The organism is Micromonospora sp. CA-259024 (assembly GCF_050936255.1).
GTDB lineage: Bacteria > Actinomycetota > Actinomycetes > Mycobacteriales > Micromonosporaceae > Micromonospora.
Map to the genome: position 1 here is coordinate 2,888,957 of NZ_JBNJND010000002.1, position 23,641 is coordinate 2,912,597.

Genomic DNA, 23,641 nt, shown 5'->3' on the forward strand with positions numbered 1-23,641 from the left:
AGCATGTGCATATGTCACAGGGAGTGGAGTCGGAATTCGGCTGTTCGGCTGTCAACTCGACGACTACGCTCGTCCGATGCTCGCGCCAGTGCACCGCTATCGATCCGCTGACGAGGACAGCGCCCGGTGGATCGGTTTCCCGTTCCGTGACGGCGACATCGTGATCAGCACCCGGTCCAAGAGCGGCACCACCTGGATGCAGATGATCTGCGCGCTCCTGGTGCTGGGCACCCCGGAGTTGCCGGCGCCGCTGACCGTGCTGTCGCCCTGGTTGGACTGGCTGGTCGAGCCGCGCGAGACGGTCTACGACCGGTTGGCGACGCAACCGCACCGGCGGTTCGTCAAGACGCACACCCCGTTGGACGGGGTGCCGCTCGATCCCCGGGTGCACTACGTGGTGGTGGCCCGGCACCCGCTGGACATGGCGGTCTCCCTCTATCACCAGGCCGGCAACCTGGACCGGGTGCGCCTCGCCGAGCTGACCGGCCAGCCCGCCCCGGCCGGGCCGCCCCGGGAGCGCCTCCCCGTGCAGCAGTGGCTGTCGAGCTGGGTCGACCGGGAGGTGGATCCGCGCGCCGAGCTGGATTCGCTGCCCGGGGTGATGTTGCACCTGAGCGACGCCTGGGCCCGTCGGCACGAGCCGAACGTCGAGTTGGTGCACTACGACGACCTGCTCGCCGATCTGGGCGGTGAGATGCGCCGGCTCGCCGAACGGTGGGGCATCCCCGTCTCGCCCGAGCGCTGGCCCGAGCTGGTCGAGGCGGCGACCTTCGGGCGGATGCGGGAGCGCGCCGACCGGCTCGCTCCGGACACGCTCGGCGTGCTGCGCGACCGCCGGGCGTTCTTCCGGCAGGGCGGCTCGGGGCAGGGGCGTAACCTGCTGGACGCGTCCGCGCAGGGCCGCTACCGGGAGCGTGCGGCGGCGCTGGCCCCGGCCGACCTGCTCACCTGGCTGCACCGTTAGGCGAAACTGCCCGCGTCGCTGGTCCAAAGAGTGCACGGCGCCGCTTCGACCATGGTCGGAACGTCGCCGCGCTCTGGCCGTCTCCCACCACCGCAGCCGTTCGGCGGTACGCCAGCGGGGACCTGGCTCGACCGGCCTGTTGGGCACCGGTCAGCGTTGTCGATCCCCAGTCCGCGCGGGTCCAAACCTGCCGAGCGTGGGGAATTCCACCATCTGCGAGTCTCGGCGTGGCCCACTGCCGAACGGGGTATGAGCGTGGGCATGGAGCATTTCACGATCGCGACCGTGGCCGAGAAGAGCCCGGATTTCCGGCGGGTGCTGTGGACCGGTGAGCACACCCAGTTGGTCATCATGACCATCCCCGCCGGTGGCGAGATCGGCGAGGAGGTGCACGAGGGCATCGACCAGATCCTGACGTTCGTCAGTGGCACCGGTGAGGCCCGGATCGCCGGTGAGAAGCGGGAGGTCGTCTCGGGCGACCTGGTCGTGGTGCCGGCGGGTACCAGGCACAACTTCGTCAACACGGGTCCCAACCCGCTGGTGCTGTACACCGTCTACGGCCCACCGGAGCACGCCGACCAGGCCGTGCACCGGACCAAGGAGGAGGCCGACGCGGCGGAGGCGGCGGGCGAGGACGAGCCACCGACCCAGTGATCGGGGCCGGGGTCTGATCCGGGCCGACGCGGGTACCCCCGGCGGGTGGAGCAGCAGCAGCCGCCGATCTCCGACTACGGGTTCCTCTCGGACTCCCGTTCCGGGGCGTTGGTCGGCAAGGACGGCTCGGTCGACTGGTGGTGCCCGCACCGGTTCGACGGGTCGTCCGTGTTCGCGCGGCTACTCGACCCGGGGGCTGGCCACTTCCGGCTGGCGCCGGTCGGTGTCGGCGGCCCGGGTTACCGGGTGGAGCGTGCGTACCTGCCGGACACGTTGGTGCTGCGGACGGTGCACCACACCCCGCACGGCAGCGTGGCGGTCGTCGACGCCCTCGCCGCGGAGATCGGCGCCCGCGCCCACGAGCTGGGCCAGAACTCGCCCGCCGTGCTGATCCGGGTGGTCCAGGGGCTGTCCGGCCGGGTGCGGATGGCGCTGGACTTCGCGCCCCGCCCGGAGTATGGCCTGCTCACGCCGTATCTGCACGAGCAGCCGGACGGCGGGGTGCTGGCCGGCGCCGGCCCCATCGTGCTGATGTTGCGGGCCGGGGGTTTGCACCTGCGGGCGGGCACCGACCGGGTGACCCACGAGTTCGAGGTCTCCGCCGGTCAGGTGATCGGGATGGACCTGGCCTTCGGCGAGGCGTACGGCGACCCGCCGGCCCGGGTGGACCCGCTGACCACCCTCGCCGAGACGACACAGGCGTGGCAGGCGTTCCGGGAGACGCACGGGTACTCCGGCCGCTACCCCGAACTCGTCACACACAGCTCGACGGTCCTGACCGGCCTCACGTACGCCCGCAGTGGCGCGGTCGCCGCCGCACTGACCTCCTCGCTGCCGGAGCGGATCGGCGGCGACCGGAACTACGACTACCGTTACTCCTGGTTGCGGGACTTCTCGTTGACGATGCGGGCGCTCTGGGTGGCGGCCTGCCCCGATGAGGTGTCCCGGCTGTTCGCCTGGGCGACCCGCTCGATCGGCCGGTTCGGTGACGAGCCCGTCCCGGTGCTCTTCGGGCTGGAGGGCGAGCGCGACATCTCCGAGCACCACTGTCCCCACCTGCGTGGATACCGTGGCAGCAGGCCCGTGCGGGTCGGCAACGACGCCTGGCGGCAGCGGCAGCTCGACGTGCCGGGTGAGGTGTTGTCCGCGGTGTGGCGCCTGCGCGACTACCTCGGCGCGACGTTCGAGGGCGAGTTGCGGGAGATGGTGTTCGGGCTGACCGAGCAGGTGGCCGCGACGTGGCACCTGCCGGACCGGGGCATCTGGGAGACCCGGGACGAGGAGCGGCACTACCTCTCGTCCAAGGTGGCCTGCTGGCTCACCATGGACCGGGCGGTGGGGCTCGCCGACCGGCTCGGCGACGGGGCCGACCCACGTCGCTGGGCCAAGATCCGCGACGAGATCCGCGACACCGTGCTGCGCGAGGGGTGGAACGACCGGATCGGGGCGTTCACCGGTGCGTTCGGCTCGGCGGAGCTGGACGCCTCGGTGCTCGCCATGCCGGTCACGCACTTCCTTCCGGCCACCGACCCGCGGATGCGCTCGACCATCGCGATGGTCGAGCGCGAGCTGGGCACCGAGGGCGGACTGCTGCGGCGGTGGGCGACCGACCCGGCTGGCTTCCTGCTGTGCTCGTTCTGGCTGGTGGAGTGCCTGGTGATGACGGGTGAGCAGCAGCGGGCCGAGGCGCTCTTCGAGCGGGTCGTCGGGTACTCCAACGACGTGGGGCTGTTCAGCGAGCAGATTGATCTGTCCACCGGGATGCAGCTCGGCAACACCCCGCAGGCGCTCTCCCACATCGGGCTGATCAATGCGGCCTGGCGGATCACCCAGCCAGACAGCTACTGATCGGTCGGCGTACCTTCCCGGCCGAAATCCTGCAACAGACCTGCAAACGCCAGACATTGACGCTGATGCGTGCGCGGTCCTAGCCTCGAAGGAGCGGGAAAGGCCTTTCCCCAGGTCTTTGACCCCGCTTCACCCCGCTCCGGATCCGGGCATCCGTCGGGGCGCGCACCGATCCCAGGCGATGGCAGCACGCCGTGCCGACCCGTCCCCGGGTGGACGGTCGAGGGATCGCCACCACATGCGTCAAGGAGGACAACTGTGCAGAAAAGACGACTCCCCGGCCGGCGACCACTACTGCTGGCGGTGGGCGCCGGCATGACCGTGGCGGCTCTCGCCGCCGGCATGACCTCGGCCTTCGCGGCCACCGTCTTCAGCGACGACTTCAACGACGGCAACACCTCCGGCTGGTCCAAGTCGGGCGGCACCTGGACGGTCGACGGCTCGGGTGTGGTCAACCAGTCGAACGCCGGCAGCGAGCTGGCCCGGCAGTTCGCTGGCCAGACCAGCTGGAGCAACTACTCCGTGCAGGCCCGGGTCAGGCCGGCGAGCTTCGGCTCGTCCAGCGCCCTGGTCGGATTGGCCGCCCGGTCCACCAGCAGCACCAAGATGTACCGGTTGGCCCTGCTCGGCTCCGGCCGGGCCGAGCTCCAGGCGGTCAATGGCAGCACCATCACGGCGATCGGCTCCGCGTCGCTGGGTATCGGCACCGGCACCTGGTACACCCTGCGGATCGAGGCCAGTGGCAGCACCATCCGCGGCTTCGTCAACGGCACGCAGATCGCCTCCGGCAGCAACAGCCTGACCAGCGCGGGCCGGATCGGCCTGGTCACCGCGTACGCCAGCGGTGGTTTCGACGACGTGACGGTCGACTCGGCCGGCGGTGGCACCCCGACCACGCCGCCGCCGAGCACGCCACCGCCCACCACGCCCGGCCCGACCACCCCGCCGCCCGCAGGCTGGCCGACGCCCACCAGCAGTGAGAAGGTGGACGCCACGATCGCGGTCTCGGGCACCTTCGACGGTGGGCTCAAGCGCTACTACGGCATCGGTGACGGCGGGCAGAGCGAGAGCCAGGATCCGATGTTCGTGCTGGCCGCCGGCGCCACCCTGCGCAACGTGATCATCGGTGCGCCGGCCGGCGACGGCGTGCACTGCGAGGGCAACTGCACCCTGATCAACGTCTGGTGGGAGGACGTGGGTGAGGACGCGGCCACCTTCCGCGGCGGCACCACGTACACCGTCGACGGCGGCGGCGCCCGGTCCGCCAGCGACAAGGTCTTCCAGCACAACGGCTCGGGCACCGTCACCATCAGGAACTTCCGGGTGGAGAACGCCGGGAAGCTCTACCGGGCCTGTGGCAACTGCTCCACGTCGTACCAGCGGCACGTGGTGATCGACAACGTGATCGTCCGGAACACCGACGCGATCGCCGGCATCAACACCAACTGGGGCGACACCGCCCGGTTCAGCCGGATCACCATCGTGGGCGACCCGGATCGGGAGACCTCGATCTGTGTGAAGTACCAGGGTGTGCCGAAGGGCGACGAGCCAATCGAGATCGGAGAGGGCGCCGACGGCGTCAACTGCCTCTACGCACCCTCCGACATCACCTACCAGTAGGCCGGTGCGACAGCACCCCGCGGACCGCGTGGCCCGCGGGGTGCCCGCCGCGTCACACCACCACGGGTACGCGCGAGACGTCGACCGTGTCCGGGTACTTCAGCCCGGCGCCGGTGTTGAGCACCACCACCCGCTCGCCCGCCCGGATCCACCCCCCGGCGCGCAGTTGCCGCGCCGCGGTCAGGCAGGCCGCGCCCTCCGGGCAGAGCAGCAGCCCCTCCCTGGCGCCGAAGTCCCGTAGGTCGGCCAGGATGTCCGCGTCGTCGACGGCGACGGCGGTGCCGGCGGACTCCCGCAGCGCCGCCAGGATCAGCTCGTCGCCCAGCGGTGCCGGCACGGTGATCCCGAACGCCACCGTGTGCGCGTCCGCCCACGGCTCGGCCCGATCGTCGCCAGCCGCGAACGCTCGCACGATCGGCGCGCAGCCGGTCGACTGCACCGCCACCAGCCGAGGCAGCTTGTCGCCGATCCAACCCAGCTCGCGCAGCTCGTGCAGCGCCTTGTGGATGCCGATCAGGCCGACCCCGCCGCCTGTCGGGTAGATGATCACGTCGGGCACCTGCCAGCCGAGCTGCTCGACGATCTCGTACCCCATCGTCTTCTTGCCCTCGAGCCGGTAGGGCTCGCGCAGCGTGCCGGCGTCGAAGATGGCCCCGTTCGACTCCGCGACCAACTCGGCCACCCGCCGACCGGCGTCGCTGATCAGCCCGTCGATCAGTCGCAGGTCGGCCCCGGCGGCGACGCACTCGCGCCGGCAGATGCTCGGCGCCTCCAGCGGCATGACGATGGTCGCACCCATCCCGGCCCGCGCGGCGTACGTGGCCCAGGCCGACCCGGCGTTGCCGTTGGTGGGCATCGCGATCCGCTGGACGCCCAGCTCACGGGCCCGGCTCACGCCGACCGCCGCGCCACGCGCCTTGAACGAACCAGTCGGGATCAACCCCTCGTCCTTGACCATCAGGTCCGCGATGCCGATCTCGGCGCCGTACGCCGGGGCGCGCAGCAGCGGCGTCCAGCCCTCACCGAGCGTCGTGACGTGCCGTGGGTCGCCGACCGGCAGCAGCTCCCGGTAGCGCCACAGGTCCGCCGGGCGCAGCGGGAAGCGTTCGGGGGTGACCGCCTTCGCCACGGCCGGGAGGTCGTAGCGGGCCAGCAGAGGGGAGCCGCACTCGCAGAGGTTCTGCAACACCTCGGCCGGGTACTCCCGGCCACAGCGTGGGCAGTCCAGGTGGGTCAGGTACACGTCGCTCCTCGCCGTCAGACCGCGTCGATGCTCAGCCAGCGCCGGCTGCGCCGCCCCGGCTCGTAGACCGAGTCCAGCCGTTTGGCGACCACACCCGGCAGGCCCTGTTCCCGCCCCGCACGCAGGGCCTCGTCGCCCGCGCCCGGGAACCACGGCGGAGTCTGCCAGTGCGTGCCGGCCAAGGCCAGCCCATCGAGCAGTTCCCGGCGTTGCGCGTACGGCACGTCGACGCTGCTCACGCCCTCGAGCCAGAGCAGGTCGACGACGAGGTACTGGGCACCTGCGGGGACTCGGCTGCCGCTGGTCGGACGGACCGGGCGGACGCGGCCGGCACCGTCGATGCGGACCAGCACACCGTCGAGCACCGCCTCGGTGGGCGCTAGCGCCTCGGCCATCGCGCGCAGCCACGGATACCCGCCGGTGATCTCCTCGTCGGTCTCGGAGAGCAGCCGCAACCGCCCGCCGGAGACGTACGCCATCGCCCGGACCCCGTCCCAGCGCAGCTCGTACCCCCACGCGGCGCGGTCACGGGGGAGCCCGGCGGCGGGCGTGGCGTGCATCGGGCGGACCAGGTCGGGCATCGGCGTCCAGCCTGGCGGAGCCGGGTCGGTGCGGCGGACCATCCAGTCCCGTCCTCCGGTCGCGAAGAGGACGTAGCGGCCGGCGGTCCGGTCACCGGAGAGCGTCACGATCACCTCGTCGTCGCGCCACTTCTCGCGCCGGTAGGTGCCCCGGTCGTGGATGACCATCCGGCCGCCGCCGTACTCGCCCGCGGGGATCTCGCCGGAGAAGTCGAGATATTCCATGGGGTGGTCCTCGGTGTGCACGGCGAGGTGGTTCCGGCCCGGGTCGCGGGGCAGGCCACGCGGCACCGCCCAGGACGCGAGCACCCCGTCGTGCTCCAGGCGCAGGTCCCAGTGCAGGCTGCGGGCGTGGTGCTGCTGGATGACGAAGCGTGCGGAGTCGCCGTCGGTGCTGGCCGCCGCGGGGCTCCGCTCCGGCACCGGCTCGGGCGTACGGGCGGCATCCCGCCGTCGCCGGTACTCCTCCAGCCGGTCCGTCACACCCCGCATTCTCCGGCAAACCGGACCAGCGCGCTGGATGCCGAGGTGTCCGGTTCGCTCGGCGGCCGGGCCCGTGGCGGGGTAGAACGGACCTCATGGACCTCACCGACCAGCCCGCCGCCCTCCTCCCCGGGGACGTCCGGATGCCCCTGCTCGGCTTCGGCACCTGGCAGGCCACCGGCCAGGCCGGTTACGAGTCGGTGCTGGCCGCGCTCGACACCGGCTACCGGCACCTCGACACGGCCACCCTGTACGGCAACGAGCGGGAGGTCGGCCGGGCGGTGCGGGAGAGTGGGGTGCGCCGGGAGGACGTCTTCATCACCACCAAGCTTCCGCCGGACCGGGTGGGCCGGGAGCGCGCGACGCTGGAGGCCAGCCTGGAGGCGCTCGGCGTCGACCAGGTGGACCTCTGGTTGATCCACTGGCCGCCGTCGTCGCCGACGGACAGCATCCCGCTGTGGCGGGAGCTGTTGGCGGCCCAGGACGAGAACCTCACCCGGGCGGTCGGGGTCAGCAACTACAGCACCGGGGAGATCGACGAGCTGATCCAGTCGACCGAGGAGAACCCGGCGGTCAACCAGATCCGGTGGAGCCCGGCGCTGTACGACCGGCAGCGGCACGCCGAGCACCGGGACCGGGGCGTGATGCTGGAGGGGTACAGCCCGTTCAAGACCAGCGACCTCAGCGATCCGGTGCTGACCAGGATCGCCACCGCGCACGGCGTCTCCCCGGCGCAGGTGGTGCTGCGTTGGCACATCGATCACGAGATCGTGGTGATCCCGAAGTCGGTGACCCCGGAGCGGATCGCGGCCAACTTCGACGTCTTCCACTTTTCCCTGACGGCGGAGGAGATGCGCGACATCGACGCGCTCGGCGACGCCTGAAACGGCGAATTCCTTCAGTGTGCGGTTGAGAACTGAAGGGTATCGACATCGACGCTCATGACGGTATAGCGTGCCCGTCATTACGTTCGTCGATCCGTTCGAACCCGCCGTCGCTGGAGGATCGCCATGGCCCGATCACCATCCATCCGTCTGCGCCGCCGCGGGGTGCTCGGCATCCCGGCCCTGGTGGCCGCCGCGCTGACCGTCGTCGCCCGACCCACCCCGGCGAGCGCCGCACCGAAGGCCGAGTGCCTCGCTGATCTGCTCCAGGACGCCTGATGGCGACGATCCCCTGGCTGGTGGACGTCCTGCGCGGGGCCGGCGTCCAGGTCGTCGTCGAGGGCGACTGGCTCAACCGGATGCGCCCGGGCTCCTTCGACCCCATCGGGGTGCTCTGGCACCACACCGCCTCGACCTCCAGCGCCAGCAACCCGCACCCGGCGCTCGGCATCTGCATCAACGGCCGGTCCGACCTGCCCGGCCCGCTCTGTCAGGCGCTCGTCGACTACCACGGTGTCTTCCACGTCATCTCCGCCGGTCGCTGCAACCACGCCGGGGTCAGCGGCGGCAGCGGGCCGATCCCGTCGGGGGACGGCAACACCCTCATGATCGGGTGGGAGATCGACTACAACGGCGTCAGCCAGGAGATGACGGCAGCGCAGTACAACGCGTCGATCGCCGCCACCGCCGCCGTGCTCGCCCGGCTCGGCCGGGACAGCAGCTACGCCCGGGGGCACCGGGAAACCAGCACCACCGGCAAGATCGACCCGTCCTTCATCGACCTGAACGTGATGCGCGCCGACGTGGCGGCGAAGATGGCCGGCGGCGGCACGGCCTGGTCCTCCACCGTGGACAACACCACCGCCGGTCGGTTCACCGCCAGCGCCAACTGGGGCGTGTCGTCGTACTCGGGGCAGCGGTACGGCACCGACTACCGGTACGCGGACCCGGTCGCCGCCAGCGACGTCGCGTGGTACCGGTTCAACGTCCCGGCCACCGCCACCTACCGGGTCGAGGCCTGGTGGCCGGCGAACTCCGGCTACAACAGCGCGGCCCCGTACATCGTCGCCACCAGCGCCGGCAACCAGACCGTCCACGTCGACCAACGCGCCACCGGCGGGCAGTGGCGCATCCTCGGCACGTTCACGCTGCCGGCCGGTGACGCCAACCGGGTGGGCGTGAGCCGGTGGAGCAACGCCACCGGCCTCGTCATCGCCGACGCCGTACGCCTCACCCGGGTCTGACCGGCTTTGGCTTGATCGACTCGACTTCGGTGAAGTCGGGGTGTTCTCAAGCACGGGATGCCCCGAAATCAAGGAACCCGAGGGGATCTCGGCAAGGGGGCGTGACCGGATGGTCACGCCCCCGCCTGTCGTGCGGTCAGGTGCGCGTGCAGGTGGCCCCGTTGAGCGAGAAGCTGGTCGGGGACGAGTACGACCCGCTCAACGTGCCCTGGTACCCGAAGCTGGCCGTGCCGCCGGGTGCGACCGACCCGTTGTGGCCGACGTTTCGGGCGGTCACCGTGGACCCGCTCTGGCTCACCGTGGCGTTCCAGGCGTTGGTGACCTGCTGCCCGCTGGGCAGGTTGTAGGTCAGCGTCCAGCCGTTCAGCGCGCTGGATCCGGTGTTGGTGATCTGCACGTCGGCGGTGAAGCCGTTGTTCCACGAGTTGGGCGTGTACTTCACCGCGCAACCCGCGCCACCCGGCGGCGGGGTGGTCGGCGGGGGCGTGGTGGGCGGCGGGGTGGTGGGTGGCGTGCCGCCACCGTTGACGGCGGCCGAGAACGAGGTCACCGCCAGGCCGACACCGCCCTGCCACGGCTCGAAGCCGGCCTGGATGCTGGTCAGGTACCAGGAGTTGGTGATCGCGCCCCGGTTACGGACGTCGTTGATGAAGTCCAGCACGCTGAAGTTCAGGCTGGAGATCGCCGACGGCGCGACGTACGAGATGACGTTGTTGGAGCCGTTGCTGCCCCGCCAGACCTCCCAGGTCCGGCCGGCCAGGGTCGTCGTGCCGACCACCGAGCCGATGGGCTGGATCTGGCCCTGCCGGTTGAGCCAGATCATGATCTCCATCTGGGCCACGCCGTCCCGCTTGGGCGTCGGGTCCAGCCAGATGTCGTACGACGCGTTGTAGGTGGCGCCGCTGACGTACCGGTAGCTGATGCTGCTGGTGGCGCTGCTGATCTGGCTCACCTGGATCGGCAGGTTCGTGCCGGGGGAGCAGTTGGTGTAGTGACAACCCAGGAAGATCGAGGGGTACGCGGTGGGCGCCCCGTTGGTGGGGGCGCTGCCGTTCTGGGTGGTGATCTCGAAGCCGGTGCTGGTGACGTTGATGCACTGCTGGGCGGTGGTGCCCCAACGGTTGTTCTGCACCACGTACCGGCTCTGGATCACGGTGGAGCCGTACTGTTCGCAGATCTGGGTGTCGGCGGAGGCGTTACCGCCGAGGGCCACGGCGACGAGCGAGCCGCCGAGCAGCAGGCCGGTCGCGAGCAAGGCCCGAAGTGGACGTTTCATGACGCTCCTTGACTGCGGCGCGTGCCGGGCGCCGGGATGGGGTCGGGGCAGGTGCGGGAGCGCTCCCACGCTCAACGACACATTTACATGTCTGAAACCCTTGCGCAACCGTCCGCGTCAAACTGGTGAATTGTGAGGATTGCCATCCACCGCCGGATGGGTATCCACGGACGACCAGCTAAGCGGCGCGCGCCGCCGACGAGGGGACCCGGGCAGGCCGATCGGGCTCTGGTGTGCACCGATCGCTCCGAGTAGCGTGTTGCCTCCAACGCGTGCCGCTCCCCCTCCGGAGGCGTACACCACCATGGGTGGCTCCCCCCTGCGCATCCTCGTCGTCGGCGCGGGCATCGCCGGTTTGGCCGTGGCCCGGGCGCTGCGCGTGGCGGGCTTCCGGCCGGATGTCACCGACAAGCTGCCACCGGGGGAGTCCACCGAGACCGGCCTCTACCTACCCGGCAACGCCGCCCGCGCGCTGCACCGGCTCGACCTGCACAACCCGGTCCGCCCGCTCGGGCAGGTGATCCGCCGGCAGCGGTTCTTCGACGCCGCCGGCGCGCAACTCTGTGAGGTCGACCTCGACGCCCTCTGGGCTGGCGTCGGCGAGTGCCGGGCGCTGCCCCGGGCCGACCTGCACCGGGTGCTGCTCAGCGGCGCGGGCGGCGCCGTCCGGCACGGCGCGGAGGTCCGCACCCTGGACCTGCTCCCAGGTGCCGTGGGCGTCACCTTCACCGACGGCACCACCACGGAGTACGACCTGGTCATCGGCGCTGACGGCCCGCGTTCCTCGGTGCGCGCGCTGGCCGCGCTCGGCGGCCCGCCGCGCCCGGTCGGGCAGGTGGTCTACCGGGCCGTGCTGCGCGACGGCCCACCGGTCACCGAGTGGACCGCCCTGCTCGGCCAGCGCTCCGGGTTCCTGATGGTGCCGATCGGCGCCGGACGGCTGCACCTCTACGCCGACGAGGCGGGCACCGAGGAGCCCGCCGACCCGCTGGCCCGGTTGCGTGAGCTCTTCGCCGACTACCAGGGCCTGGTGCCCGAGGTGTTGGCGGCACTCGACGAGGTGCACGTCGGCACCACCGACGAGGTGGAGTTGGGTCGCTGGCACCGGGGACGGGTGCTGCTGGTCGGCGACGCCGCGCACGCCACCGCGCCGACGCTGTCCCAGGGCGCGGCCATGGCCCTGGAGGATGCCGTGGTGCTGGCCGAGTCGCTGCGCGCGGCGGGCAGCGTGGAGGCGGCCCTCGTGGCGTACGAGAGTCGTCGCCGTCCGCGTACCCGCTGGGTGCGGGACCGGACCCGGGACCGCAACCGCACCAGGGACGTGCCGCCGGCGCTGCGGGACCCGCTGCTGCGCGGACGCGGCGGCCGGATCTTCGGGGAGCACTACCGACTCCTGCTCGGCCCGCTGTAGGCCCGTTGTAGATCGTGTCACGCCACCCCATGCGGCGCTGCGACCTGCCGGGGACTATCCTCCTTGCGGATGACGGCCCGCCGATAACCAGCGTGTGCCGAGCGGGACAACCGAGAACCGGAGGCCACTCGTGACCACCGTCGCACCCAAGCCGGTCGTGACCCGGCCCTGGCCGGTCCGGGAGCCGGTCAAGGGGTCGGCCATCGCGCGGCTGCTGCGAACCACGGACGCGAAGCAAATCGGGATCATGTACATGATCACCGCGTTCGCGTTCTTCATGATCGGTGGCCTGATGGCCCTGATCATGCGGGCTGAGCTGGCCCGACCGGGGCTGCAGTTCCTGTCGCCCGAGCAGTACAACCAGCTCTTCACCATGCACGGCACGATCATGCTGCTGTTCTTCGCGACGCCGATCGTGTTCGCGTTCGCGAACTACATCGTGCCGATCCAGATCGGCGCACCCGACGTCTCCTTCCCGCGGCTGAACAGCTTCGCCTACTGGCTGTACCTGTTCGGCGGCACGATGGCGACCGCCGGCTTCATCACCCCCGGTGGTGCCGCCGACTTCGGCTGGTTCGCGTACGCGCCGCTGAGCAGCGTCGAGCACTCGCCCGGCGTCGGCGCCAACATGTGGATCATGGGCTTGGCCATCTCCGGCCTGGGCACCATCCTCGGCGCGGTGAACATGATCACCACCGTGCTGACGCTGCGCGCGCCCGGCATGACCATGTTCCGGATGCCGATCTTCACCTGGAACATCCTGGTCACCAGCCTGCTGGTGATCCTGGTCTTCCCGCTGCTGGCCGCCGCGCTCTTCGCGCTGGCCGCGGACCGCATCCTCGGCGCCCACGTGTACGACCCGGCGACCGGTGGGCCGATGCTCTGGCAGCACCTGTTCTGGTTCTTCGGGCACCCCGAGGTCTACATCGTCGCGCTGCCGTTCTTCGGCATCATCAGCGAGGTCATCCCGGTCTTCTCCCGCAAGCCGATCTTCGGCTACAAGGGTCTGGTCGCCGCGACCGTCGCGATCGCCGCGCTCTCGATGAGCGTCTGGGCGCACCACATGTTCGCCACGGGCCAGGTGCTGCTGCCGTTCTTCAGCTTCCTGAGCTACCTGATCGCCGTGCCCACCGGCATGAAGTTCTTCAACTGGATCGGCACCATGTGGCGGGGCCAGATCAGCTTCGAGACGCCCATGCTCTGGGCGGTCGGCTTCCTGGTCACCTTCCTCTTCGGTGGTCTCACCGGTGTGCTGCTGGCCAGCCCGCCGATCGACTTCCACGTGTCCGACTCGTACTTCGTGGTGGCGCACTTCCACTACGTGCTCTTCGGCACCATCGTGTTCGCGGTCTTCGCCGGCATCTACTTCTGGTTCCCGAAGATGTTCGGCCGGATGCTCGACGAGCGGCTGGGCAAGGTGCACTTCTGGCTCACCATGATCGGCTTCCACACCACGTTCCTGGTGCAGCACTGGCTCGGCAACGAGGGCATGCCCCGCCGGTACGCCGACTACCTGCCCAGCGACGGCTTCACCACGCTGAACATGATCTCCACGATCGGCGCGTTCATCACCGGTATCTCCACGCTGCCGTTCATCTACAACTGCTGGAAGTCGTACAAGACCGGCCCGGTGGTCGAGGTGAACGACCCCTGGGGTCACGGCAACTCGCTGGAGTGGGCGACGAGCAGCCCGCCGCCGCTGCGCAACTTCGACCGGATGCCCCGGATCCGCTCCGAGCGGCCGGCGTTCGACGCGAAGTTCCCGGAGCTGGCTGCTGGCGGCCAGAGCCTGGCCGGGCCGCCGGAGGGCGGTGCCAAGCCGCTCACCAGCGAGTCGGACGGTGGAGCCAGCTACCGCGAGGACACCGCAAGCGACATCGATCGGCACTGACGCTCCAGCTCAGCAGTACGACGGGCGCCGCCTCCGGGACCACCGGGAGCGGCGCCCGTCGCCGTGTCCGGTGGCTGCCCGGTTCGACGTCGATCGGGCCTGGTCCCAGGCAGGTGCCCGCCCATCGACCGGCTGACCCTGTGGGATGGCGCGTCGACGGCGCGGCAACCGTCATGGGGGCGAGCCGGTCGGCACATGTACCGATGGCGGTGATACCTGTGGGTCATCAAAATGACCCACAGGTATCACGCTCTCCGGAGACATGGCCCGGGCCCGGGCCAGGCTGCTCTGCTCGCCCTCCGGCCCTGGCTGGTCACCAAGCCCGGCTCGGCGGCCGAGCGGTCAGCCGTCAGCGGGTGGCGGGGGTGAGGTCCGCCTCGACGGGCGCGGGTAGGGCGGGGCCGTCGTCCTTGCGGCGGCGGCGCAGCTCGATCGGAAGCACCACCAGGGTGACCAGTGCGCCGAGCGCACCGGTCACCACGAAGCCCCAGAGCGGCGCGCTGGCGTCGATCACCGCGCCGGCGAGTGGCGCGCCGACCGCGATGCCGACGGTGACCGCCGACCCGTGCAGGCCCATCGCCTCACCGCGTACCTCGGCTGGGACCAGGCGGCTGACCGCGTCGGAGGAGGCCGCGATGGTCGGCGCGCAGAGCGCGCCGGCTGGGATCAGCGCCAGGCACAGCAGCCACCAGTGCGCACCGCCCAGCCCGACCGGGATGGTGCACAGGGCGAGGGCGGCGGTCAGCGCCAGTGGGGAGAACGAGCGGTGGACGGCTCCGTAGGCGAAGCCGCCGGCCAGCGAGGCCACCGCCCAGATGGCCAGCACCGCGCCGGTCCAGCCGACCTCGCCGCTGGCCCGCAGTACGGCGACCACCGCCACGTCGGTGCCGCCGAGCACCAGGGTCGCGGCGGCGCTGAGCGCCAGCACGGCGAGCAGTCGGGGTGTCAGCCACTCCCGGCGAGACACCCGACGCTGTGGCCCGGTGGACTCGGCGGCACCGCGGATCGGTGGGTTGACCAGCCACAGGCCGATCCCGGCGGCGACGATGCCGCCGCCGACCAGGTACATGGTGGTCTGCGCGGAGATCGCGGTGACCAGGGCCACAGCCAACGCCGGGCCGATCATGAAGGACAGCTCCACCGACATCGAGTCCAGCGCGTACGCCGGGCGGCGTTGGTCCTCCGGAACCAGCGCGGCGATCGACTGACGGACCACGGAGAAGATGGGCAGGGCCAGGGAGCCGGCCACGAAGGCGGCCGGCAGCAGCAGGTGGTACGGCAGTGAAGGCGCGGCGGACCAGAAGATCGCCTCGGCGATCCCGGTCAGCACCAGGACCGGGCGCAGGCCACGCCGGTCCACCAGTCGGCCGAGCAGCGGCCCGCCGATCGCCGCACCCACGGTGACAGCCGCGCCCACCAGGCCAGCGGCTCCGTAGCCCCGATCGAGGTCGAGCACCACGTGGAAGGTCAGCGTCACCCCGGTCGCGGTGAGCGGAATACGGGCGAGGACCGCGACCAGCAGCAGCGACCGTAGGCCGGGCAGGGCGAGCGCCTGCCGGTAAGGCTTCATGTTCACGTTGGTCCGTACCTCCGGCGACATCCTCGACCGGCGCCGGGCCGATGGCCAACCTTTTATCGCGTCATGCGGCCCTGATCACAGGCTCACCGTGCAGGGTCACCCCGGCGCCGTCCATCGCCCGTAGTGCCGCGTCGGTGGTCGACGGGGCGACGGCGGCGGTCAACTCGAGCAGCACGGTGGTGGTGAAACCCTCCCGGGCGGCGTCCAGCGCGGTCGCCCGGACGCAGTGGTCGGTGGCGATGCCGACCAGGTCGACCCGGTCCACGTCGTGCCGGCGCAGCCAGTCGGCCAGGCACTCGCCGTCGTCGGCATGCCCCTCGAACCCGGAGTACGCCGCCGCGTGCTCGCCCTTGTGGAAGATCGCCTCGACCCGACCGGTGTCCAGCTCAGGGTGGAACTCCGAACCGCTGGTGCCCACCACGCAGTGTCGTGGCCAGGAATCCACGAAGTCCGGCGGATCGCCGAAGTGCGCGCCCGGGTCGACGTGGTAGTCCTTGGTGGCGACCACGTGCGCCCACCGGTCCGGCTCGGAGGCCAGCAGCCGGGAGATGCCCGCGGCCACCCCCGCGCCGCCGGCGACGGCCAGCGAGCCGCCCTCGCAGAAATCGTTCTGCACGTCCACGATGATCAGCGCGTTGGCCATCGGGTTTCCCTCTCCTCATGGTCGATGTGCGGCGGTCTCGATGAGTTCAGTCGGCGGGTACGACGGTGACTGGTACAGCCGGGTCGCCGGCCGAGAGCTTCAGCCCCTCCCACGGAATGGAGATCAGGCATTCGCGCAGGTGCTCCCGTGACTCGTCGAGGGTGGGCAGCGACGCCAGCTCGCCGGCGACCACGAACGAGTGCTGGAGCATGCGGTCGTTGGGCTGCCGGTCCGGTACGCCCTGCGGGACGATGATCTCCTCGGTGGCGGTGCCGGTCGGCTTGTGCCGGCGGACCGCGACCTTCCGGCCGCCGATGGTCGCCTTGTGCTCGGAGCGCTTCACCACCGGCCGTCCCTCGACCTCGACGAGCTTGTAGACCAACCCGACGGTCGGCGCTCCGGAGCCGGTGACCACGGCCGTGCCGGCGCCGTACATGTCCACCGGTTCGGCGGCCAGCGCGGCGATCGAGTACTCGTCCAGGTCACCCGAAACGATGATCTTGGTCTCGGTGGCACCCAACGAGTCGAGCAACTCCCGGGACTGCTGCGCGATGACGGCCAGGTCGCCCGAGTCGATCCGTACCGCCCGCAGCTCCGGCCCGGCCACCGCGATCGCGTTGCGGATGCCCTGGCTGATGTCGTACGTGTCGACCAGCAGCGTGGTGTCCTTGCCCAGCGTGGCGACCTGCGAGGCGAACGCCGCCCGCTCGTCGTCGTGCAGCAGGGTGAACGCGTGCGCGGCCGTGCCCGCCGTCGGGATGCCGTACCGCGCACCGGCGGCGAGGTTGGACGTGAACCGGAACCCGGCCAGGTACGCGGCCCGCGCCGCGGCCACCGCCGCCTCCTCGTGTGCCCGACGCGACCCCATCTCGATCAGCGTCCGGCCACGCGCCGCGGTCACCATCCGAGCTGCCGCGGCTGCCACCGCGCTGTCATGGTTGAGCACCGAGAGCACCAGCGTCTCCAGCACCACACACTCGGCGAAGCCGCCGGAGACGGTGAGGATGGGCGAACCGGGGAAGAACAGCTCGCCCTCGGCGTACCCGTCGATGTCGCCGGTGAAGCGGTAGTCGGTGAGCCACGCCGCCGCCGTCTCGTCCACGACGCCGGTTCGGCGCAGGAAGTCCACCTCTGCGGCGTCGAACCGGAAGTCGCGGATCAGCTCGATCAGCCGGGCCGTGCCGGCGACCACGCCGTACCGGCGACCGGTCGGCAACCGGCGGCTGAACACCTCGAAGACGCACCGGCGGTCGGCGGTGCCGTCCTTCAGCGCCGCGCTGACCATGGTCAGCTCGTAGTGGTCGGTCAGCAGCGCGGGGCGGTGGGTGCTCACCACCCCAGCCTAAGGTTCAGCCCGCGTCGCCACCGTCGTGGCCCGGGATCGAGCGCAGCGCGGCCCACAACTCGGCCCGGCCGGTCACGCCGAGCTTGGCGTAGATCCGCTGGAGGTGGTTCTCCACCGTGCGCGCCGAGAGGTAGAGCCGCTCCGCGATGGCCCGGCTGGGCGCACCGTGCGCGGCGAGGCGGGCCACCTGCCACTCCCGTTCGGTGAGCACCGGTGCACCCGCCTGCAGCGCCGGTGTCCGGATCAGGTCGCAGCGCCCGAGTAGCCCGGCCAGGCGCTCCCGGGCCTCGCTGGCCGCCGTCGAGTGCTGCTCGCGCAACCGCCGCACGGCCTGGGAGGTGGCCTCGGCCGCGTACACGGTCAGCTCCAGCGCGGCGTAGTCGTCGGCGACCGCGAGCAGGTCCGTGGTGGAGTCGGTCACCGCGGCGCGGGCGTGCCGGGCCAGCAGCGGCGGCAGCACCCCGTCGACCCGCTCGGAAAGCTCGGCGAGGCGCTGCGCGACGGTGCGCCGGCCGCCATCGAAGCACGTGGGACCGACCGCCATGCCGGCCTGCTCCAGCCGGACGAGATCGTGCAGGACGTGCACCTCGTGCCCGGCGAAGCCGTCCGAGCGCAGCCGGTCCACCAGGTCGCTGAGCTGCTTGACCGCACCCGGGAGGTCGCCCGACGCGGCGAGCGCCGCTCCCCGGGCCTGCTCCAACCACGGGTAGAGCACCGCCATGCCCGGTGCGTGGGTGCGGTCCGCTTCGGCCATCGCCGCGGCCGCCTGCGCGGCGTCACCGCGCAGCGCCGCCGACTGGGCGCGCTCGGCCTGGGCCAGACCGGCGTAGACCCGGCTGGTGGCCAGCACCGCGCAGGCACCCAGGGAGGCCCGCATGGCCGCGTCGCTCTGCCCGCGCAGCCGGGCCGCGTACGCCTGGAGGATGGCCAGGTAGCCGGTGCCGAGCCGGAAGTCACCGGCCCCGGCGAGGTCGGCGAACTCGTCGGCCACGATCGCGTCGATCCCGGCCAGGTCGCCGGTGAGCATGAGCTTGGTGCCCCGGGCGAGCTCCAGGGCCAACTGCAGGTACGGCATGTCGTTGCGCCAGTTGGCTGCGGCGGAGTGCACCTGGGCGATGGCCGTGCCGCTGTGGGTCAGCTGGCCCTGCGCGGCCTGGACGTACGCGATGGTGCAGCGGGCCAGTTCGCGGGCGGCGACGCCGGCCGCCGGTCGGTCCAGGACGCGCTGGCTGAGCCGCACGGCAGCGGTCGTGTCCAGTCGGTGCAGCCGCATGATCGCCTCGAAGGCGTGCACCCGGGCCCGGTCGGCAGAGTCGCTGAGCTGCTCGACCCGGCTCGCGATCTCCTCCACTGTGGACTCTCGGCTCAGCCCCCAGTAGCTGACCATCCCCCGCACGGTCAGCCAGCGGCAGAGTCGCCGCTCGTCGCCGGGCTCGGGGGTCACCGCGTCGAGGACGTCGATCGCCTCGTCGGGTCGGTCGGCGAACATCAGGATGGTGGCCAGCAGCTCCGCCGCGTCGGAACCACCGTCGGCGTCCAGCGCGGCACGCGCCAGGCGGGTCGCCAACGGCACGTCGTAGCGGGTGAACGCCTGCACCGCGGCGTCCACCAGCAAGGCCGGATCCTGTGCGGTGCCCGAGTCGAGTCGCCAGACCGCGACCCGCAGCAGGTCGTCGCGACGGCGCTTGCCGACCTGCTCGAGCAGCTCCGCGAGGTGTGCCTGGAGCCGGCGGGTGCGGCTGACCGGGCAGCGGCGGCGCATCACCTCGCCGTAGAGCGGGTGGGCCAACCGGACGTTGGTCCGCCGGTCGTGCTGGACCACGGTGATCAGCCCACGTTCCTCGGCCGTCTCCACGTCTGCCTGCTCGGCGGCCTGTTTCAACAGGTGCAGGCCGAGTGGTTCGCCGAACGCCACCAGCTCGACGACCGCGCGGACGCCGTCGGTGAGCTTCCCGACCCGGGTGTCGATCAGGTCGGTCAGGTTGGGTGCCAGCTCCAGTCGCCCGGTCCACTTCCAGATCCCGTAGGTGCGCTTCAACTCCGCGCTGCCGTTGGCGGCGTGCACCAGCTCCCGCAGGAGCAACGGGTTGCCTGCCGACAGCTGGCCGAGCCGGTCGGCGGAACCGGCGTCGACCGGGCCGCCCAGCATCGCCGCCAGCAGGCCAGCGGTCTCCGCCTGTGGCATCGGGGTCAGCTCGACGTGCTCGACCAGGTCGTCGGTCCAGAGTGCCCGGATCGGCAGCGGGATCTGCTCGCCGTCGCGCAGGGTGCCGACCACAGTGGCATTCTCCGCGCGGGCGACCAGGTGCACGAGCGCCGCCGAGGGTGGATCGAGCAGGTGGGCGTCGTCGATGGCGAGCACGATCCGCCGGCCGGCAGCCTGCTGCTGCAACAGGTTGAGCGCCCAACGCAGGATGCCGGCGGGGGAGAGGCCCTGGGGTTGCTCGGTGGGAAGGACCTGCACCAGCCCGCCGAACGGCAGCGCGGCGGTGGTGGCGCTCGCCGCGATGGACCAGATCGCGAACCGGTCGGTGGGCAACGTGTTGACGCCCTCGCGCAGCAACCGGCTCTTGCCGATGCCCGCGCTGCCGCTGAAGAAGAGCCCTCGGCCCGCCTCGCCGGTCACCGCCGCCAGCAGGCGGTTCAGCTCGTCGGTCCGGCCGACGAACTTCCATGGACTCATCCGCGCAGCATATCGATCGAAAGCCGTCCGCGCCCGCACCGTCACCCAACGAAGTTGAGTAACCGCACAATTACCGGTGAGTATTCGAGATGTTCCGCCCGGCCGTCGGCCCGCCCGTACTCTTCCGGCATCCGGTTTCCTTCGCCGGATTTTCCGCACGACCGGGACCCCGGTCACCTGCAACGGGAGGCCACCTGATGAAGCAGGGCCCTCTCCCCTCGGTCGACGCACCGGACGACATGACCGGCCCAACCGATGTGCCCGGTTGCGGCCCCCTGCCCACCCGGGTGGGCGTGACCGGCCCCGCCCCGGAGGAACCGCTCGGCGTGGTCGCCGTCGGCCCGGCCGGTGCCGAGCGGCGTGCCGTGCTCGCCACCCTGCTCGAGCTCGACCCGGTGATGCTCACCGTGCCGGCCGGCAGCTGGTTGGTCGTGCGCAACGCCAAGGTGTCCACCCGGGCGGCATTCGTGCCGGGCTACCGCCAGCCGCACTCGTACCGCGCCGACCGGGACGCCGCCGGCCCGGCGTTGGCCCGTCCGCCCCGGCGGGTCGAGCTGAGCGTGCCCGAGCCACTGCTGCGGCACTTCACTCTGATCGACATCCCGGACACCGCCACCCTCGGCGTGGCCGGCAACCGGGTGCTGCTCGACGCGGTGGGCCGGGCCGGCGCGTTGCTTTTCGTGATCGCCGCCGACCAGGCGTTCACGGCCGCTGAGCTGAACCTGCTCGCCGAGGTCGCCCCGACTCCGGTGGAGGTCGTTTTCGCGGTCACCCCTGGCGCGGCGGGTTGGGCCCCGCTGGCCGACGTCCCGGCGACTACGGAGGACGCGGGGGCGTCCGTCCCGCCGGTCGGCGGCGGCGCGACAGAGATGGACGCGGTCGCGGTGACCGTGGCGGCACACCGGGCCGCGCTGCTGGCGGCGGTGCCCGCGCTGGCCGGCGCGCGGTGGTTCCCGGTCGACGACGCCGACTCCGCCGCCGACCTGCGCCGAGCGCTGGTGGGCTGGTCGTCGCGTGAGGGGTTGCAGCGGGCCAGCGTCGACCCGCCGGTGCTGCCGGGCCAGCATGGCCGGGTTGCCGTGGCCGCCGACCCGGGTGACTGGTCCGAGCGGCTCGACCGGCAGACGCGCTCGTGTGCGCAGCGGATCCGCCAGCACCTCGCACTGGAGTTGGCGAACATCCACCTGCGGGCAGTTCAGGAGATCGTGTTCGGCGTCGGCTGCGCCGGCCTGCCGGACCTCCTGGACCGGGAGATGGCGGCGTTGTCGCTGTTGGCCACCGCGCAGTGCGACCAGGCGGTGCGGGGCATCGTGGCCGACGTCGCGGCCCGGGTGCTCGGCGCGCCGCCGGTCGAAGGCGTCCGTCGGCGCATCGCCACCGCCATGCAGTACGGCCTGGCCGATCACCGACCCGGCCATGAGCTGGACAAGGTGCTGCTGATCACGAGCACCGCCGGGGTGGCCGCGTTGACCGGCCTGGAGGCGATCGACGCCCTCGCCAACTATCCGACGGCGTCCCGCCACGAGGTCCTCCCGCCGGTCGCGGTGGCGCTCTCCGGCGGGTGCTGGCAGCAATGGCGTACGCCGGGCAACGACGACCACAACGCGGCACGGGCCTGGTCCCAGCGGGCGCTGCGGGAGGTTGAGCTGGGGTTGTCCCGGGAGGTCTCCCGACGGTTCGAGGTGATCCGCCTCTCGCTGGGCGCGGTTCTCTCCGATGCAGTCGATCACGGCATCCTGCTCGCCTGACCGCGTGGTCGTCCCCCGGTCCGGGTCCGCCCCGCACCGCGCGTCCGATGACGTCCGGGACGGGTCAGGGGCACCCGGGGTGGGCGATCCACGCCGGGCCGGCGTTCCGGTTCCTCGGTTCCGGGAAACCGGTGGCACGATGGGGGGCATGGCGGCTCCGCAGGTTGCACCGGTCGAGACGCCGGCCACTGACGAGGTGCCGGCGTCCGACCGGCAGTGGGTGACGATCGTGTGGGACGACCCGGTCAATCTGATGACGTACGTGACCTGGGTCTTCCAGAAGCTTTTCGGCTACAGCCGGGAGAGGGCCGAGCAGCTGATGCTGGACGTGCACCACAAGGGTCGAGCCGTGGTTTCCACCGGTGCCCGGGAGCGGATGGAGCACGACGCGTCGCAGCTGCACGCGTACGGGCTGTGGGCGACGGTGGACCGCTCGTGAGCGCGAGGAGTGAGCTGGTTCCGCGATCTCCGCGGTCGCGAACGGGGCAGGCATCGTGAGCATGTTCCGCCGCCAGGCCGGCCGCTACGTCGCCACCTTCGCCGTCGACGAGGTGCGGGTGTTGCGCAAGGTCGCCTCAGAGGTGGTCGGCCTGCTCACCGATGGCTTCGACCACACCGACCCGGTCGTTGGTCGGCTCTTTCCGGCGGTCTACCCGCAGGATGCTTCCGGCACCGCCGAGTTCCGCCGATACACCGAGGGCGACCTGAAGACCGCGAAGATCGATCAGGCGGGGGCGATCCTCGCCGCGCTCCCCGACGACGCCGGTGGTGAGGTGCGGCTGGACGCCGAGGCGGCGGAGGCGTGGTTGCGGGCACTGAACGACGCCCGGCTGGCGATGGGCGTCCGGCTGGAGATCAAGGACGGCACGGACCTGGGTGAGGAGTTGGACGACGCGGTCGCTGAGGACCCGGCCTCCAGCCGGGTGTTCCAGCTTTCGGTCTACGCCTACCTCGGGTATCTGCAGGAGTCGCTGCTCAACGCCTTGATCGATTAACCGTGACCCGCACCACTTCGGCCCGTGCGCTCCAGGCGTTAGGCTGGTGCTCGTGCTGAGCATCGACCGGTCGATCATCGACGCGATCGTCGCCCACGCGCGCCGGGACCACCCCGACGAGGCGTGCGGTGTGGTCGCTGGCCCCGTCGGCAGCGACACCCCGACCCGGCACATCCCGATGGACAACGCCGCGCGATCGATGACCTTCTACGAGTTCGACTCGATGGAGCACCTGCGGGTGTGGCGGGAGATGGACGACCGGGACGAGGAGCCCGTGGTCATCTATCACTCGCACACCGCCACCGAGGCGTACCCGTCGCGGACAGATGTGTCCTTCGCTGGTGAGCCGGGCGCGCATTACCTGCTCGTCTCGACCCGCGAGCCCGACTCGGAGGAGATCCGGTCCTTCCGGATCGTCGACGGCGTGGTCACCGAGGAGCCGGTCCGGGTCGTGGAGGCCGTTGTCGACCCGCACGCCGTCCAGTCCTACATGTTCGGGCAGAGCCCGGCGACGGTCGACTACGAGTGTTCCGGCCGCTGACCCGTCAG

At 71.4% G+C, this 23,641-nt stretch carries 20 protein-coding genes; 13 read left to right on the top strand and 7 right to left on the bottom strand.

The features are described 5' to 3' along the window. Positions 1–76: 76 nt before the first annotated feature. From ACQEUX_RS33040 to ACQEUX_RS33055, 4 genes are all read left to right on the top strand, one after another. On the top strand, positions 77–964 hold the full coding sequence (locus ACQEUX_RS33040) for a sulfotransferase domain-containing protein (protein WP_433056764.1): 888 nt from the start codon (positions 77–79) through the stop codon (positions 962–964). 261 nt (positions 965–1,225) lie between these two features. Continuing rightward, positions 1,226–1,618 (top strand): cupin domain-containing protein, encoded by a 393-nt coding sequence (locus ACQEUX_RS33045; RefSeq protein WP_433056766.1) that lies wholly within the window; start codon positions 1,226–1,228, stop codon positions 1,616–1,618. 45 nt (positions 1,619–1,663) lie between these two features. Next, positions 1,664–3,466 carry a glycoside hydrolase family 15 protein gene (locus tag ACQEUX_RS33050; RefSeq protein ID WP_433056768.1) on the top strand — a complete coding sequence of 601 codons (1,803 nt, stop codon included), beginning with the start codon at positions 1,664–1,666 and terminating at the stop codon, positions 3,464–3,466. A gap of 258 nt (positions 3,467–3,724) precedes the next feature. After that, positions 3,725–5,086, top strand: a complete 1,362-nt coding sequence (locus ACQEUX_RS33055) for a pectate lyase (RefSeq protein WP_433056770.1) — start codon at positions 3,725–3,727, stop codon at positions 5,084–5,086. 52 nt (positions 5,087–5,138) lie between these two features. On the opposite strand, the gene ACQEUX_RS33060 is transcribed toward ACQEUX_RS33055, so the two are convergent. Beyond that, positions 5,139–6,329, bottom strand: coding sequence for a threonine synthase (locus ACQEUX_RS33060; RefSeq protein ID WP_433056772.1), 1,191 nt, complete (start codon positions 6,327–6,329; stop codon positions 5,139–5,141). A 14-nt stretch (positions 6,330–6,343) separates the two neighbouring features. Next, entirely contained in the window at positions 6,344–7,393 is a 1,050-nt protein-coding gene (locus ACQEUX_RS33065; protein ID WP_433056774.1) for a DNA polymerase ligase N-terminal domain-containing protein, read from the bottom strand. A gap of 95 nt (positions 7,394–7,488) precedes the next feature. Between ACQEUX_RS33065 and ACQEUX_RS33070 the strand changes: the two genes are divergently transcribed. From ACQEUX_RS33070 to ACQEUX_RS33080, 3 genes are all read left to right on the top strand, one after another. Continuing rightward, positions 7,489–8,277: an aldo/keto reductase gene (locus ACQEUX_RS33070; RefSeq protein ID WP_433056776.1), complete on the top strand. Its 789-nt coding sequence runs from the start codon at positions 7,489–7,491 to the stop codon at positions 8,275–8,277. 126 nt (positions 8,278–8,403) lie between these two features. Then, positions 8,404–8,556: a hypothetical protein gene (locus ACQEUX_RS33075; protein ID WP_204943577.1), complete on the top strand. Its 153-nt coding sequence runs from the start codon at positions 8,404–8,406 to the stop codon at positions 8,554–8,556. Beyond that, positions 8,556–9,521: an N-acetylmuramoyl-L-alanine amidase gene (locus ACQEUX_RS33080; protein WP_433056778.1), complete on the top strand. Its 966-nt coding sequence runs from the start codon at positions 8,556–8,558 to the stop codon at positions 9,519–9,521. The genes ACQEUX_RS33075 and ACQEUX_RS33080 overlap by 1 nt, the downstream gene beginning before the upstream one ends. 136 nt (positions 9,522–9,657) lie before the next feature. On the opposite strand, the gene ACQEUX_RS33085 is transcribed toward ACQEUX_RS33080, so the two are convergent. Further along, positions 9,658–10,797, bottom strand: coding sequence for a GH12 family glycosyl hydrolase domain-containing protein (locus tag ACQEUX_RS33085; RefSeq protein ID WP_433056780.1), 1,140 nt, complete (start codon positions 10,795–10,797; stop codon positions 9,658–9,660). 304 nt (positions 10,798–11,101) lie between these two features. Here ACQEUX_RS33085 and ACQEUX_RS33090 point away from each other — a divergent pair, with 304 nt between their 5' ends. After that, positions 11,102–12,208: an FAD-dependent monooxygenase gene (locus ACQEUX_RS33090; protein WP_433056782.1), complete on the top strand. Its 1,107-nt coding sequence runs from the start codon at positions 11,102–11,104 to the stop codon at positions 12,206–12,208. Between the two features lie 130 nt (positions 12,209–12,338). Continuing rightward, positions 12,339–14,099: an aa3-type cytochrome oxidase subunit I gene (gene ctaD, locus ACQEUX_RS33095; RefSeq protein ID WP_433056784.1), complete on the top strand. Its 1,761-nt coding sequence runs from the start codon at positions 12,339–12,341 to the stop codon at positions 14,097–14,099. A 349-nt stretch (positions 14,100–14,448) separates the two neighbouring features. On the opposite strand, the gene ACQEUX_RS33100 is transcribed toward ctaD, so the two are convergent. The 4 genes from ACQEUX_RS33100 to ACQEUX_RS33115 are packed head-to-tail and all read right to left on the bottom strand — an operon-like array spanning position 14,449 to position 20,349. After that, positions 14,449–15,699: an MFS transporter gene (locus ACQEUX_RS33100; RefSeq protein ID WP_433056786.1), complete on the bottom strand. Its 1,251-nt coding sequence runs from the start codon at positions 15,697–15,699 to the stop codon at positions 14,449–14,451. Between the two features lie 40 nt (positions 15,700–15,739). After that, a complete protein-coding gene (locus tag ACQEUX_RS33105; RefSeq protein ID WP_433056788.1) occupies positions 15,740–16,321 on the bottom strand; it encodes an isochorismatase family protein in 582 nt (193 codons plus the stop codon). A gap of 46 nt (positions 16,322–16,367) precedes the next feature. Next, a complete protein-coding gene (locus ACQEUX_RS33110) occupies positions 16,368–17,654 on the bottom strand; it encodes a nicotinate phosphoribosyltransferase (RefSeq protein WP_433056790.1) in 1,287 nt (428 codons plus the stop codon). A gap of 16 nt (positions 17,655–17,670) precedes the next feature. Then, on the bottom strand, positions 17,671–20,349 hold the full coding sequence (locus ACQEUX_RS33115) for a LuxR C-terminal-related transcriptional regulator (protein WP_433056792.1): 2,679 nt from the start codon (positions 20,347–20,349) through the stop codon (positions 17,671–17,673). 197 nt (positions 20,350–20,546) lie between these two features. On the opposite strand from ACQEUX_RS33115, the gene ACQEUX_RS33120 reads away from it, so the two are divergent. The 4 genes from ACQEUX_RS33120 (at position 20,547) to ACQEUX_RS33135 (ending at position 23,633) form a co-directional block, all read left to right on the top strand. After that, a complete protein-coding gene (locus ACQEUX_RS33120) occupies positions 20,547–22,097 on the top strand; it encodes a hypothetical protein (RefSeq protein ID WP_433056794.1) in 1,551 nt (516 codons plus the stop codon). A 148-nt stretch (positions 22,098–22,245) separates the two neighbouring features. Beyond that, positions 22,246–22,536 carry an ATP-dependent Clp protease adapter ClpS gene (gene clpS, locus ACQEUX_RS33125; RefSeq protein WP_179782374.1) on the top strand — a complete coding sequence of 97 codons (291 nt, stop codon included), beginning with the start codon at positions 22,246–22,248 and terminating at the stop codon, positions 22,534–22,536. Positions 22,537–22,597: 61 nt separating this feature from the next. Further along, complete coding sequence (locus tag ACQEUX_RS33130) at positions 22,598–23,092, top strand: DUF2017 domain-containing protein (RefSeq protein WP_433057313.1); 495 nt, start codon at positions 22,598–22,600, stop codon at positions 23,090–23,092. 52 nt (positions 23,093–23,144) lie between these two features. Then, on the top strand, positions 23,145–23,633 hold the full coding sequence (locus tag ACQEUX_RS33135) for a Mov34/MPN/PAD-1 family protein (protein ID WP_433056796.1): 489 nt from the start codon (positions 23,145–23,147) through the stop codon (positions 23,631–23,633). Positions 23,634–23,641 lie beyond the last annotated feature (8 nt).

Excerpts from the sequence above, each read along its gene's own strand:
- ACQEUX_RS33090 (WP_433056782.1), top strand. The coding sequence starts at position 11,102 with ATGGGTGGCTCCCCCCTGCGCATCCTCGTCGTCGGCGCGGGCATCGCC.
- ACQEUX_RS33105 (WP_433056788.1), bottom strand. The coding sequence starts at position 16,321 with ATGGCCAACGCGCTGATCATCGTGGACGTGCAGAACGATTTCTGCGAG.
- ACQEUX_RS33080 (WP_433056778.1), top strand. The coding sequence starts at position 8,556 with ATGGCGACGATCCCCTGGCTGGTGGACGTCCTGCGCGGGGCCGGCGTC.
- ACQEUX_RS33040 (WP_433056764.1), top strand. The coding sequence starts at position 77 with ATGCTCGCGCCAGTGCACCGCTATCGATCCGCTGACGAGGACAGCGCC.
- ACQEUX_RS33100 (WP_433056786.1), bottom strand. The coding sequence starts at position 15,699 with ATGTCGCCGGAGGTACGGACCAACGTGAACATGAAGCCTTACCGGCAG.
- ACQEUX_RS33085 (WP_433056780.1), bottom strand. The coding sequence starts at position 10,797 with ATGAAACGTCCACTTCGGGCCTTGCTCGCGACCGGCCTGCTGCTCGGC.
- ACQEUX_RS33075 (WP_204943577.1), top strand. The coding sequence starts at position 8,404 with ATGGCCCGATCACCATCCATCCGTCTGCGCCGCCGCGGGGTGCTCGGC.
- ACQEUX_RS33070 (WP_433056776.1), top strand. The coding sequence starts at position 7,489 with ATGGACCTCACCGACCAGCCCGCCGCCCTCCTCCCCGGGGACGTCCGG.
- ACQEUX_RS33120 (WP_433056794.1), top strand. The coding sequence starts at position 20,547 with ATGAAGCAGGGCCCTCTCCCCTCGGTCGACGCACCGGACGACATGACC.
- clpS (WP_179782374.1), top strand. The coding sequence starts at position 22,246 with ATGGCGGCTCCGCAGGTTGCACCGGTCGAGACGCCGGCCACTGACGAG.
- ACQEUX_RS33045 (WP_433056766.1), top strand. The coding sequence starts at position 1,226 with ATGGAGCATTTCACGATCGCGACCGTGGCCGAGAAGAGCCCGGATTTC.
- ACQEUX_RS33130 (WP_433057313.1), top strand. The coding sequence starts at position 22,598 with ATGTTCCGCCGCCAGGCCGGCCGCTACGTCGCCACCTTCGCCGTCGAC.
- ACQEUX_RS33115 (WP_433056792.1), bottom strand. The coding sequence starts at position 20,349 with ATGAGTCCATGGAAGTTCGTCGGCCGGACCGACGAGCTGAACCGCCTG.